Consider the following 14199-nt stretch of genomic DNA (forward strand, 5'->3'; position numbering starts at 1 on the left):
GCGCTTTTATTTTTGGCTACCATCAGCATCATTTTGCTAAGACCGTTGTTAAATAAACATGACAAACAAGTTGGAGATAACACATGCGTTTGACTACTCGAGGCAGATACGCCGTTACTGCGTTATTAGATTTGGCATTACAAACCAGCCAACAAGACAGTGCAGTGTCCTTATCTGATATTGCCAAACGACAATCAATTTCTATCTCTTATCTCGAACAGTTATTCTCTAAGCTTCGTAAGCGCGGCCTTGTTACTAGTATTCGCGGTGCGGCAGGTGGTTATCTTTTAGCAAAACCATTACATGAAATAGATGTGATGAGTATCATCTCCGCTGTCGATGAATCAGTGAATGCGATGCAGTGTGAAGGACGCGGCGACTGTCAAGGTGGTACAATGTGTTTAACCCATGATTTGTGGTGTGCACTGTCCAATCATATCGAGCAGTACTTGAAAAATATAACTTTAGCGCAATTATTAGACATGGAAAATGTGCAATCTGTTTCAGAACGTCAGCACCTATCTACCAAAGATATTTCCATAAAAGACATCAATACTATTACACTATCGAACAGCGAGGCAAACCCAGCATGAGCCAACATAACAACCTTATATATTTAGATTATGCCGCCACCACACCAGTTGCTAAATCAGTAGCTGCTAAGATGAGCGAGTATCTGACTGTAGATGGCATCTTTGGTAACCCAGCCTCGCGCTCGCATGGTTACGGCTGGCAAGCAGAAGAAGCAGTAGAAACTGCCCGTCAGCAAGTGGCTGAAGTCATCAATGCTGATCCACGTGAGATTGTCTTTACTTCTGGCGCGACTGAATCTGACAACCTAGCTATTAAAGGCGCAGCGCATTTTTATCAGTCTCGTGGTAAGCACATTATTACCAGCAAAATTGAGCATAAAGCCGTACTTGATACGTGCCGCGAGCTTGAGCAAGAAGGTTTTGAGATTACTTATCTTGAACCGCAACCAAGCACTGGTCTTATATTACCTGAGCAAGTCAAAGCTGCCCTACGTGAAGACACAATTTTAGTGTCATTAATGATGGTCAACAATGAGCTTGGTACCATTACGGATGTTGCTGCTATTGGCGAAATCACTCGTGAAGCTGGTATCGTGTTTCATGTCGATGGTGCCCAGTCTGTTGGTAAAGTATTGATTAACCTTGAAGAGATGAAAATCGATTTGATGAGTTTCTCAGGTCATAAAGCATACGGCCCTAAAGGTATCGGCGCGCTATTCGTTCGTCGCAAACCTCGTATCCGCCTAAAAGCTGAACAGCATGGTGGTGGTCATGAGCGCGGTATGCGTTCTGGAACCTTACCAACGCATCAAATCGTTGGTCTTGGTGCCGCATTTGCCCTAGCCAATGAGAGTTATGAGGCAGACCATGCCCATGCAGCGAAATTGCGCCAAAAACTGTGGGACGGCTTGCAGGACATCGAAGAGATTTATCTAAACGGTGATTTAGAGAACAGCGTACCCAATATCGTAAATATCAGCTTTAACTTCGTTGAAGGTGAATCGCTGATGATGTCTCTAAAAGATTTGGCAGTATCATCAGGTTCGGCCTGTACGTCAGCGACACTTGAGCCATCATATGTATTACGCGCGATCGGTCGCCCAGATGAATTGGCACACAGCTCAATCCGATTTAGCTTTGGTCGTTACACGACAGAAGAAGACATCGATACCATCATTAAGCAGATGCATGAAGCGGTTGAAAAACTGCGTGCTCTATCGCCACTTTGGGATATGTATCAAGAAGGTGTGGATTTAAATTCAGTCGAATGGTCTGAGCACTAATACTTTATATCGAAGCACAATATGGTTATGGAATATAGCCATTAAACAATGAATCAGACAATTATATATCCAGTTTTTATAAACACTGTTTTTATAAATAACAAGTTTGACCCCAATTATCGATGAGTCAGTAGTGCTTTAAGTTTAATCGGCTACTGCTCATCATCTAACTAGGAGAAAACCCTATGGCCTATAGTGACCAAGTTATTGATCATTACGAAAATCCACGCAACGTCGGCAATCTTGACAAAAATGCCAAAAACGTTGGTACTGGTATGGTCGGTGCCCCAGCTTGTGGCGATGTAATGCGCCTACAGATCCAAGTTGATGACAATGGTATCATCGAAGATGCACGCTTTAAGACTTATGGCTGCGGTTCGGCAATTGCATCAAGCTCACTTGTTACTGAGTGGCTCAAAGGCAAAAGCTTAGAACAAGCTGGCGAAATTAAGAACAACGACATTGCTCAAGAATTGGCACTACCGCCAGTAAAAGTGCATTGTTCTGTACTTGCAGAAGACGCCATTAAAGCTGCTATTAGCGACTATAAAGGCAAGCATAACGCAGCTGTCGAAGAAGCTGCTAGCTAACCTTTTTTGCATGTTTGCTATTATTTATTAGCAAGGCTTTGGTGGCAGTACGTTAAATAGCGACTAACGCTAAAGGGGTGACAATAACGCTTATGCAATTGTCACCTTTTATTTTCTAAACGTTGTTGGCAAGTTTAATATTATAGCTGGCAGTTTATATAACGTTTTATTGATAGTTATTATTGATAGTCAATGGGAGTTGGCATGATTGAAATGACAGAACGCGCCGCTCAGCATGTTCGAGACTTTTTGGACAATCGCGGTAAAGGTGAAGGTATTCGAGTAGGCATACGTACAGCGGGCTGCTCAGGTTTGGCTTATGTTTTAGAGTTTGTTGATATACCTGACGAAAATGACACGCGCTATGAAAGCCGTGGCGTCAGTATTTTTATCGATCCGAAAAGCTTGGTCTATTTGGACGGCTTGTTGATGGATTATGAAAAAGAAGGGTTAAATGAAGGCTTTAAATTTACCAATCCAAACCAGAAAGGTGAATGCGGCTGCGGTGAATCTTTTACCGTTTAAGGCTTTGAGATTTAGATACTGGTAAAGCATTGCGGTTGTACTTATTGTTTCTACAAAATTTATCTTAGTCAAAAGAACGTTAAAAATCAATAAAAAAGCAAGGCGTATGATATGACAGACATTACTCCAGAAGCACAGTTTGATAACTTCTTTGCCCTATTTGAGCAACCTGTACAATTTGAAGTTCATCAAGACAGCCTCGATCAACACCTACGTCTGCTTCAAAAGCGTTATCATCCTGACAATGTAGCAAAAAATCTGACCGACACAGCCCAAGCTAAGCAGCATTCTGAGCAAGCATCAGCTCTTATCAATCAAGCGTATCAAACGCTAAGCGCACCTGATAGCCGTGCCAGCTATCTGCTAGAGATGGCGGGTCAAGCACAGAATTTAGAGCATTCGATTGCAGATTTAGACTTCTTAGAAGATGCTATGCAAATGCGTATGGATTTGGATGATGCTATTGATGATAAAGATCTTCCGGCATTACAGCAGTTACACCCGCAAATTATAGAGCGCCTCGCCAAACAGTCTGAGCGTTTTGACGACGCGTATCAAAATAAAGACTGGCAAACTGCCATTGATGCCACACAAAAACTAAAATTCTTAGTAAAATTAAATGCAGATGTTACTACTGGTCTTGATGAAGTAGCGACGGCTGAGCAGTCAGATGATGATGACTTATACGTCTAAATACCTGATAAGCATGAGCATCTTTAATTTATGACGCTTATTTAACCATCATGGTTAAAATAGTTTTAACGATACCGTATAATCTCTTGTTTCAAGCACGCCCAATTGCTTTGCCACTCTGGTTTTAGAGCAGAATAGAAGCCATAAGGATACAGGCGGGCGTATGTTGTATTTGCTTTATTTCACTTATTCATTCTATTTCTGAGTTATCTTATGTCTTTATTGCAAATTGCCGAACCCAATCAAAGCGCCCAACCTCATCAGCATCGTTTTGGCCTAGGAATTGATCTTGGTACCACGCGCTCATTGGTCGCTGTAGTACGCTCAGGCAAGGCGCAAGTTTTAGAAGCTCTTTCAAGCAACGATACGTTGTTGCCTTCTGTTGTCTATTATCCAAGCACAGGCAACCCTCTGGTTGGTAATGAGGCTCTTTCTCACTTAGCAGACGATCCAAAAAATACGATTGTCTCGGCCAAACGTTTTATGGGTCGTAGCCAAGCGGACATTAAGTTTTCTCATCCTTATGAGCTAAGTGGTAGCAAGGATGATATGCCAACCTTCGTTACTGCCCAAGGTGATGTGTCACCTGTTGAAGTTTCAGCACGTATTTTAGCCGCGCTTGAACAGCGGGCAGCAAGCGCCTTACCAGCAGACAGTATTGAGGGCGCCGTGATTACGGTTCCAGCTTATTTTGATGAAGCTCAGCGTCAAGCAACCAAAGATGCCGCGCAAGCAGCGGGTATCAATGTCCTGCGCCTATTAAATGAGCCGACCGCTGCAGCGGTGGCTTATGGTCTAGATCAGTCTACGCAAGAGAACAATACTGAAAGCTATTATCTAATTTATGATCTGGGTGGCGGCACATTTGATGTCTCTATCTTAAAACTGACAGATGGTGTATTTGAAGTATTGGCAACTGGTGGTAATAGTGCTCTAGGTGGCGACGATATTGACCGCTTGATAACCAACTGGCTGATCAAACAACTGAGTATCGACCCTAAAGACGTGAGCCTTCACGACAAGTCGATACTGGCGCAACGAGCCAAAGCTTATAAGCAAGCATTGACAGATGCCGAACAAGTTGAGATTGATATCATCATAAATGAGCAGTCTTATCAAGGTATATTACGCCGTGAAGACTTATTGACCATCGTAGAACCAGTGAGTCGCCGTACATTAAGCGTATGTGAACAAGTACTGCGTGATGCTAAATTATCGAGTACTGATTTAGACGAAGTTATCTTAGTTGGTGGCTCTACTCGTATGCCTGCTATACAGCAAGTTGTCACTGATTTTTTTGCCAAACAACCACTTTGCCGCCTGAATCCAGACGAAGTAGTTGCCTTAGGTGCCGCACAAACAGCCCATCAGCTTGTTAATGGTGATAGCAATAACAACCTTTTACTACTGGACGTGACGCCTCTGTCACTCGGTCTTGAAACCATGGGTGGTTTGATAGAAGTGCTTATCCCGCGCAACACTCCCATCCCTGTCAAGAAGCGCCAAGTCTTTACTACTTATCAAGATGGTCAAACTGGCATGGTGATTCATGTGGTACAAGGTGAGCGTGAGACAGTAGAAAACTGCCGTTCACTGGGTCGTTTTGAATTATATGGTATTCCACCGATGAAGGCTGGGTTTGCTCGTATCGAGGTGACCTTCAGTATCGACGCCAATGGTCAGCTAACCGTCAGTGCGCAAGAAACCACAACTAAAACTGAAAGTAAGATTGAAATTGTGCCTTCGTACGGATTGTCCGACGAACAAAAAGAACATCTACTTGTTTCAGGATTTAGGCACGCAGAAGAAGACAAAAACATGCGTTCTCTGATTGAAACCAAAGTAGAAGCCGAACGTGAAGTATTGGCACTACAGTCAGCCCTAAAAGAATTTGCAGCATTACTGACAAATGAAGAGCAGAGCTCTTTAGCTGAGCAAATACAGGCGTTACAAACAGTGCTTGATACTGACGACTTGGCATTGATTGAGGCAAAACAAGCACAACTTAAGCCGCATAGTGACGCTTTTGCTGCGCGCATTATGAATCAGAGTGTCAAAGCTAGTATGGCAGGTACCAGTGCCCAAGACTGGTAGCAGATATATTTAGCGATATAACTTAAAAAGTTATATTCAGCGGATTTCTTATTTTTTAAATCGATTAGCGGAAAGACAATTTATGCCAAAGATTACCGTACTACCCCATCACGAGATTTGCCCTGAAGGCACTGAAGTTGAATTGGAAGCGGGCCAGAACTTATGTAAAGCGCTATTAGAAAAAGGCATTAAGATTGAGCACGCTTGTGAGATGTCAAAAGCATGTACCACCTGTCATGTGGTTGTACGCAAAGGCTTTAATAGTTTGGATGAGATGGATGACATCGAGGCTGACTTACTGGATCGCGCTTGGGGCTTGGAGCCTGACTCACGTTTGTCATGCCAAGTAATGCTCGAAGAAACCGATTTGACTATCGAGATTCCTAAATATACGCTCAATCATGCAAAAGAAAATCACTAAATATTAGCATCAAATACTACCTTATCGTCGTATTAGAAAAGCCAGCTATTTTTATCATAGCTGGCTTTTTTAGTGCCAATATTAAAGAGTGTTCTTTTTTAAATCTTTATTTAAGATGGGTATCGTTACGTTTACTTTCTGCTACTATGCTCTTTGCTACTTTTTCTTTCTCCTGCTCAATGCGTTCAAGCGCCAGACTTAAGCGCGCCATAATATCTTGATAATCGTGATCTTTCATATCCTTAAAGTTTAGATGCAAGTTAAAACCAGGTAACGTATGATCTACCCATTTTGATTGGTGACTGTCATTAGCGTCAGGATCCAATACTTGCCACGCATTCACCTTATTATCAAAACCTTTTAGTTGAAACGCGCCAGCAGGTTGGCACTCATAATTGTGGCAGATGTAATCGTAAGTGCTTTCACTAACTAGTATCATGCCCTTACCAGCACTGGACTCAAGTCTTGCTGCCAAGTTGGCCTCTTTACCAATCAGTGTATAGCTAAGTCGATTATTGCTACCAAAATTACCAACGTGGCAATAGCCTGTGGTGATACCAATGCGTATGTACAACCCTTCAAAACCCATCAATCGCCACTTTTGTCTCAATGTGCGCATTTCACGGCGCATGTCTATAGCCATTGCCACACAGTCTAGCGCATCTTGGCGCGAACCACGGCTATTGGGCTCACCAAAGAAGCATACCATCCCATCACCGATGAACTTATCAAGCACTGCCCCATGCTTATTGGCAATCAAAGTCATACGCTCCATATAAGTATTCAAAATATCGGCTAAATTGTCAGCACTTAGGCTATCAGACAATTCGGTAAAACCCACGATGTCTGAAAACATAATGGTTAACTTCGCCCGTTTGTTAAATACACTAACGGGACTGTCTGCTCTCACAATTGGTTCCCAAATCTGTGGCGGCACAAAACGTGTCAATTTGTTGATGATCGACACCATCGTACTAAGACGTCCTGTCGCCTGATCCGCTCGCGCTTTATAAACGGTATATTCTTGGTGGATATGGCGAAACTGATATAAGATAACTGTGACACTGGATAGTAATACCACAGGTGGTACCCACCCCTCGATACAGGCCACATTAGAGCCATCTAAAATGGTACTCACATAATAAAAGATAACGGTCGTCACCAATGCCACTGTAATCAGTCTTAAATGGTTTCTCGGATCGATAATAATGCGTACACCGATTAGAGCGGCCAAGCTGAGTGACATCATCATGCAGAGCTGTAGCGTTCCAATGACTGCAGACAATAAAATAATGACAATATTCGACGTCCAAAAGCTGGTTTGGCGTCGATAATTATAAATAAGAATCATCAAGCCAGGCAAGGTAGTGGTGACTAATAATGCCATTGAGGTAGGACGAAAATCATAATAAAGAGCAAGCAGTACGACAGTAAGGATTAATACAAAAACTTCTGGATAATCAAATCGGTAGGTTCCCTTATTATTTGACGGGAGCTTCGGTTTCAGCATGTCTAAGAAGGGCATAAGAAGTGGTCACTTTATCTAACAGAAGATCGAAAAAACTAAGAGAGGAAAAATATTACCTTTTACGCTATTGGTTGTTATAACCGTTTAGTTATAAAGCTACCTAACAATATATTATATTTTTCAAATGAAACAAAGTGTGGGTCGTCGGCAACCAAAGAATCCTCTTTTGTCAGTTATTTGAATTACTACTTTACTATAGGGTTCACCAGCAATATTTGGATGTACTACTATAAAAGAGACCAGATACTTATTAGTATCTGGTCTCTTTTTGTTTTCGAAAGCCATCAGTATTAGTTTGAGGCTCTGTCTTACATTTGCCAATCAAATGGCATTTGATGATGACCGCGTAACGCCATCATCAATGTTTGCTGCATCTGAGCCAATACTTCTTTGGTATAAGGAACCGCAGGTACACCCCACACTGGGTTTGGCCATTGCATGTCATTTTGATAGCGGACAATATGATGAAAATGCAACTGTGACACTTGATTACCAAGCGCTGCCACATTCATTTTATCTGCTTGAAAAGTCTTGGCAAGCTGGCTTGATAACCAGCTTGACTCACGTAAAAACTGTGCTTGATCTGCCTCAGACAATTCATACAGCTCTTTAATACCTGATACACGCGGCACTAATATCAACCATGGAAACTGACAGTCATTAATTAAACGACAAGTAGATAACGGAAAATCACCCACTAAAAAACTGTCGGCAGCAAGTTTATGATGAAGTTGGAACATAATGACGGTTCTCTTGTTATGGCACTTAGATAAACGGCGATGAAATATATAAGGACAAAATAAAATTGGCTAAAAATACTAGGTTAAAAATACAGTGTCGCTATTTTATCAGGTATCCATCCGATAAAATAGCATCATCACTTATTGGACAAGCTTTTTGCCTCGACACTTCTTGTCTAACCCAATGAGCCACTCTAGCACACATCTTGTCATCATCAAATTAAGCTATGCCGGCTCACCTACCACGTGGTCGCCAAAATAGCGTAACAGCTCTTGGATCACAGTGACACGCTGCTGCGGTGTTACCAGTTTCTTATCATCCTGATAACGAATACCTGAGGCCCCATTCATGCGATAACGCTGGCCATCTGTCTGAATCAGTTTAATAATAGCCATTGCCTCAACTGGTGTATCTGGTGCAAATTCAAGCGTCATACTACTACTATTGGCATCAATTTTATTAATTTTTAGCGGCTCAGCTTGTAAACGTAACCCATGTACAGCAAATAGCTGCTTGGTTTGATCGGGCAGTATCCCAAAACGGTCAATCATTTCAGTACGAATGTCTGTCAGCGCCTCTTTATCGTCAGCATTGCTAATGCGTTTATAAAACAACAAACGCTGATGTACATCATGTAAGTACTCTTCTGGAATAAGTGCTGAACTATGTAAATTGATCTCGCTAGTCAATGACAATGGTGTGCTTAAATCAGGCTCCCTGCCTGCTTTAATCGCTTTAGTAGCACGTTCAAGCATGTCCATATACAAGCTAAATCCAATCGCTTGCATATTACCGCTTTGCTGCTTTCCTAGTATCTCACCAGCACCGCGAATCTCCAAGTCCTCACTTGCCAACATGAATCCTGCACCTAGCGTATTGGCACGTTCAATAGCATGTAATCGGCGTTTGGCGTCGCCTTTGAGACCTTTAATAGAAGGGACAAGTAGGTAGCAATAAGCTTGGTGATGACTACGACCCACACGCCCTCGCAACTGATGCAATTGCGCCAAACCAAATTTATCAGCGCGCTCAATGATAATAGTATTGGCATTAGGGACATCAATGCCAGTTTCGATAATGGTCGAGCATATCAACACGTTGAACTTTTTGTGATAAAACTGCTGCATTACTTGTTCAAGTTGACGCTCTTGCATCTGACCATGAGCGACACCTACTCGTGCTTCAGGAACGAGCTCACGGACAGTCTCTGCCATACGCTCGATACTGGCCACATCATTATGCAGTAGGTACACCTGTCCACCCCGCAGTAACTCGCGCAGAATGGCTTCTTTTAGCAGAGCATCTGTTTTTTGCATCACAAAGGTTTTAATTGCCAAACGACGAGCCGGCGGTGTGGCAATAATCGACATATCACGCATACCTGACAACGCCATATTGAGCGTTCTAGGGATTGGAGTGGCTGTCATTGACATACTATCGACATCGGTTTGAATGGCTTTAATACGCTCTTTATGACGCACACCAAAGCGGTGTTCTTCATCAACAATCATCAAACCTAAATTCGAAAACTTAACATCCGGCTGTAAAAGCTTATGCGTACCAATGACGATATCAACCTTGCCAGCTGCCAAATCAGCCAGTACCGTATCCTGATGTTTTTTGCCGCCAAAGCGTGATAAGGTCTCGATACGTACTGGCCAATCTGCAAAACGGTCACGAAAATTGTCTTCATGCTGACCTGCCAGTAATGTCGTAGGGACCAACACGGCAACTTGATAACCTGCACTCACTGCAATAAAAGCGGCTCGCATAGCAACTTCCGTTTTACCAAAACCCACGTCCCCACAGATGAGACGATCCATCGGCTGGTTCTGTCTCATATCTTCCATCACTGCATGGATCGCATTTGCTTGGTCGGGTGTTTCTTCAAACGCAAATTGACTAGCAAATAGCTCATATTGTGAGCTATCTATTTTAAAATGAATACCAACCTTGGCTTCGCGCCGTGCCTGCATATTTAATAGCTCAGCTGCTACGTCATGAATTTGCTCTAACGCTTTTTGTTTTGCCTTATCCCATTTACCACTTCCAATCTTGTGCAGAGGTGCCAGCGCTGGATCACCACCACTATAGCGATTGATCATCTGCAAGTTGGCAACTGGCACATAGATGCTGGCATCATCGGCATACTTTAAGTGAATAAACTCTTGCTCACCGTCACCTACGTCTAAGGTGATAAGGCCGTTATAACGACCAATTCCGTGCTCAATATGAACGACTGGACTGCCTTCAGTAATTTCGGTAACACTCTTGACCAAGAACTCTTCTGACACCCCACTTGAACGGTGACGACGCGTTTGCAGTACTTGCCGACCAAATAATTGTGTCTCACTGATCAATACCAAACACTCAGGGACATAAACTCCGCGCTCAATAGGAGCCACCGTTAACCCGACCTGTGGTAGCTGATTATCGTCAGAACCCTTTGTTTTATCTGCTGCCAAAAATGCTTTAAAACTGTCATAAGCTTTGACATCGATCTTGCCTTTAAACAGCTCTATCAAAATCTCGCGACGACCTGCTGTTTCAGCAACGATTAATACTGGCGTCCCTGTTTGCGCTTGTATGCTTAAAAAATCGAGCAACTCAGTTAAAGGCTCAGCCTTTTGATGATTCACAGCCAATGACGGCGGCTCTTGAGCGCTAAGAGTCACCAGTCCCTGTTGTTTACTGGGTATCAGGCTTTCTAATGGTGAATTTTCCTCATCCATCGCGGCGACATCAGTCATCGTGGCCAATTCATCACGCGCACTTAATATAACTCGTGGATAATGATTAAGATGCTCATTAAAAGTATTTGATAACAGATATAGTAATTCAGGAGCGACAATAGGCTTATCGATATCATGACGACGCTCTTCGTAGCGACGCTGGATTTGCGACCAATAATCTGCCTGCTTTTCATGAATCAATTCATCAGTGATGAAAAGCGCATCGCTTGGCAGATAGGCAAACAAACTGCTCTCAGCCGTCCACTCCTTTGCATCAAAAAACAGCGGCTGATAGTACTCAAGTCCACTGCTAGCAATACCTGCCATCACATCTTTATGCAGCTCAAACTTGCGGCTACTAGCATTAGGAAACATGGTAGCAAAATTGGTGCGAAAAGTCTCACGCCCTTCATCGAGCGGAAACTCTTTTGCAGGCAAGATTTGAAACTGCTCAATAGGTTTTGAGATGTCAGGCAATTTATGTAGTAGAGATAATGACTCTTTTGCCATGCTACTATCATTGCCCGTCATCATGGCATTAAGGTCTTCAACGGTCAACGTACGCTGAGTTTGAGGGTTAAAAAATCGAATCGTTTCAATCTCATCATCGAACAAATCAAGACGCAGCGGAAACGGCTGACCCATCGCAAAGATATCAATGATACTACCACGAACAGCGAATTCACCCGGCTCAAAAACGTTTTCGACCGCACGATAACCTGCCTTTGCCAGTAGCCCACGCTGAGTATTGATATCAAATCGATCACCAACGCTCAAATCAAAATGTTGTCCTATCAACCAACTTGGCGGTGCCACACGGTGCATCAATGCTTGTACTGAAATCAGTAGTACCCCTGAGGTTGGCATGTCAGTCAGCAGATTGATACGTTCGCTCACTATATCCTGATGCGGTGACAGTTCATCATAAGTTAACGTCTCCCAATCAGGAAACACATAGGCATCGACTCCGCAAAATGCCAATTCTGTTTCTATCTGATTGAGCTGGTTTTGATCACGAGTTACCACTACTTTAAGACGGTCAGCAACCTCCCATATCGGTGCTTGCACCAAACTTGCCAGCCACAAACTACTGACAGCACCATGTACAGGCGCAAGCCAGCGACGCTGTGCGTTTTGAATGGGAAATAACTGTTGGTTAATAGGGTCAAATGCGTCAGTCAAAGCAGTGATAGGCATAGAGAGTAGGATCGAAGTTAAGAGTCAGATAGCTATTATACGAATATTTAAGCAATTGCCAAAACTTATGCCGTAACGGTTTGTCACTTAGTACCATAACCTTACTTAGCATCACTTAGCATTGTTATTCGGTAATGTCTTAGCAGTGACACTCACATTTTTTAAGGGCACCAGAAGATAAGTAAACAAAAGATACTGTGCTAAAAACATTTTTATAAATATAAAAGACCTCAGAACATAAGGATGCTGAGGTCTTAAAGGTTTCCAATTGCGCTTATTTACTGAAATCAGCGCTAGATCAAAGGTTTATCGCTGGCGATGATGCCGTTGTTGTCCGCATAAACAAACATGCCAGAGCGTAACGTTAAATCACCAAAGCTGATTTCGATATCCGTTTGACCCTCATCACGGCGAGTTGACTTACGCGGGATACAACCTAAAGCCATCACACCAATATCCATTTCAGCCATGTCATCGACATCACGGACACAGCCATATACGATGACGCCAGCCCAATGATTATCTATCGCGGCCTGTGCAATCATATCCCCTAAAAGCGCACAACGCATCGAACCGCCGCCATCGACGACCAACACTTTACCCTTGCCGTGTTTGTCTTTACCGTCACTGTTCAATAATGACTTAACGAAACTATTGTCTTCAAAGCATTTTACCGTGACAACCTCACCGCAAAATCTGTCTTTACCACCAAAACTATAAAACGATTTACCTTCAATATTAGGCAGGCATACCTGCGATTCAGGATTGGCATCCAACAAATCGCAAGTTACAAAGTTTTCTTCATTCATCATCATTGATTCTGTCATGGTCAGACTCCTTGTCTTTGATTCTTAAGTTGTGGTAAACAGATAGCCTGCTTTTTATTATAGAACCTACTATCAATCCTAGGTTATCTACCGTTTAGAGTTTTACTCTGGTCATTGCTAACATTTGTTTATTTTCGATAATATGGATTGCCTTAGTCATAGGCTCAGTACGATATTTGCTACGCTCGTAAATGTCATGTGCGCTCATTGCCATGGCACTGGCAACGCGCTTAGCAGAAATAGGATGTAGTGATAACGACTCTGATACCAAAGGCGAGATCAGTTTAAACGCTTTTTGGCCGATACTCTCAAGAGGACGACCTTGATGTTTGCCAAGCAACAACGAAGGGCGAAAAATGAAGAGATGTGCGAAATCTAACGCCATAATAGACTGCTCAGTTTCAGCTTTCACCCGATTGTATGAAAAACGACTGTCAATATCTGCGTTCATAGAAGACAATAAAAAGAAGTTTTCAACGCCTTTTTGCTGGCAAAGTCTGGCAAAACCCACGTTATAATCATGATCGATTTTTCGAAAAGCCTCACTACTGCCTGCCTGTTTTTTGGTAGTACCAAGGCAGGTAAATGCATCTGTTTTGCGATCAGCGCCAACACTTGCAAATACCTCAGCCAAATTATCAAAATCATTGACCTGATAAAAACGCATGCTGGCATTAATATAGCGTGGTGGACGCCGTGCAATCACAATTAACGTGTCATAAAGCTCACTGAGCTGCTTAACAAGATGCTGTCCTACCAGTCCTGTCGCACCAATTACAATTGCTTTTCGCTGCATATCCTATCTACTTATATACGGTTGGAAAATTTATGATGATGAAATAACGGGTATTTCAAAAACGCATCTTTTTAGTATCATACCTAAATTAATGAATCACTGACGTTATTCTATAGGATTTATTGTAAGAGATTTTGTCAGCTATAGTTGATTCCATCAAAAAAACATCCTACTAATGATACAAAAAATTTTTATTGCTACTGTCTGATATGATGCGCTGTTAACAAGAATAACGCATA

Annotated in this window: 12 protein-coding genes; 7 read left to right on the forward strand and 5 right to left on the reverse strand. The window is 42.6% G+C overall.

Annotation, left to right across the window (positions count from 1 at the left end; all coding sequences use genetic code 11):
* The first annotated feature begins 83 nt into the window (after positions 1–83).
* The 7 genes from ACT3TH_RS01500 (at position 84) to fdx (ending at position 6139) form a co-directional block, all read left to right on the forward strand.
* Entirely contained in the window at positions 84–593 is a 510-nt protein-coding gene (locus ACT3TH_RS01500; RefSeq protein ID WP_444754083.1) for an Rrf2 family transcriptional regulator, read from the forward strand.
* Positions 590–1816, forward strand: coding sequence for an IscS subfamily cysteine desulfurase (locus ACT3TH_RS01505; protein ID WP_444754084.1), 1227 nt, complete (start codon positions 590–592; stop codon positions 1814–1816). Before ACT3TH_RS01500 ends, ACT3TH_RS01505 begins: the two co-directional genes overlap by 4 nt.
* 185 nt (positions 1817–2001) lie before the next feature.
* Positions 2002–2406: a Fe-S cluster assembly scaffold IscU gene (iscU, locus tag ACT3TH_RS01510; protein ID WP_444754085.1), complete on the forward strand. Its 405-nt coding sequence runs from the start codon at positions 2002–2004 to the stop codon at positions 2404–2406.
* 204 nt (positions 2407–2610) lie between these two features.
* Positions 2611–2931 carry an iron-sulfur cluster assembly protein IscA gene (gene iscA / locus ACT3TH_RS01515; protein WP_058024184.1) on the forward strand — a complete coding sequence of 107 codons (321 nt, stop codon included), beginning with the start codon at positions 2611–2613 and terminating at the stop codon, positions 2929–2931.
* A 111-nt stretch (positions 2932–3042) separates the two neighbouring features.
* Positions 3043–3624 (forward strand): Fe-S protein assembly co-chaperone HscB, encoded by a 582-nt coding sequence (gene hscB, locus ACT3TH_RS01520; RefSeq protein WP_444754086.1) that lies wholly within the window; start codon positions 3043–3045, stop codon positions 3622–3624.
* Positions 3625–3837: 213 nt separating this feature from the next.
* Entirely contained in the window at positions 3838–5718 is a 1881-nt protein-coding gene (gene hscA / locus ACT3TH_RS01525; RefSeq protein WP_444754087.1) for a Fe-S protein assembly chaperone HscA, read from the forward strand.
* 82 nt (positions 5719–5800) lie between these two features.
* Entirely contained in the window at positions 5801–6139 is a 339-nt protein-coding gene (gene fdx / locus ACT3TH_RS01530) for an ISC system 2Fe-2S type ferredoxin (protein WP_444754088.1), read from the forward strand.
* A gap of 106 nt (positions 6140–6245) precedes the next feature.
* On the opposite strand, the gene ACT3TH_RS01535 is transcribed toward fdx, so the two are convergent.
* The 5 genes from ACT3TH_RS01535 to ACT3TH_RS01555 all read right to left on the reverse strand — a co-directional run bounded on the left by ACT3TH_RS01535 (position 6246) and on the right by ACT3TH_RS01555 (position 13960).
* The gene (locus ACT3TH_RS01535) at positions 6246–7664 is read right to left on the reverse strand and encodes an adenylate/guanylate cyclase domain-containing protein (protein ID WP_444754089.1); all 1419 of its coding nucleotides are present in this window, start codon (positions 7662–7664) and stop codon (positions 6246–6248) included.
* A gap of 311 nt (positions 7665–7975) precedes the next feature.
* A complete protein-coding gene (locus ACT3TH_RS01540; protein WP_444754090.1) occupies positions 7976–8407 on the reverse strand; it encodes an HIT domain-containing protein in 432 nt (143 codons plus the stop codon).
* Positions 8408–8632: 225 nt separating this feature from the next.
* Complete coding sequence (gene mfd, locus ACT3TH_RS01545; protein WP_444754091.1) at positions 8633–12337, reverse strand: transcription-repair coupling factor; 3705 nt, start codon at positions 12335–12337, stop codon at positions 8633–8635.
* A gap of 293 nt (positions 12338–12630) precedes the next feature.
* The gene (gene rraA / locus ACT3TH_RS01550; protein WP_444754092.1) at positions 12631–13164 is read right to left on the reverse strand and encodes a ribonuclease E activity regulator RraA; all 534 of its coding nucleotides are present in this window, start codon (positions 13162–13164) and stop codon (positions 12631–12633) included.
* Positions 13165–13258: 94 nt separating this feature from the next.
* On the reverse strand, positions 13259–13960 hold the full coding sequence (locus ACT3TH_RS01555; protein WP_444754093.1) for an NAD-dependent epimerase/dehydratase family protein: 702 nt from the start codon (positions 13958–13960) through the stop codon (positions 13259–13261).
* Between the last annotated feature and the right edge of the window lie 239 nt (positions 13961–14199).

Source organism: Psychrobacter sp. AOP22-C1-C5 (genome assembly GCF_052378885.1).
GTDB lineage: Bacteria > Pseudomonadota > Gammaproteobacteria > Pseudomonadales > Moraxellaceae > Psychrobacter.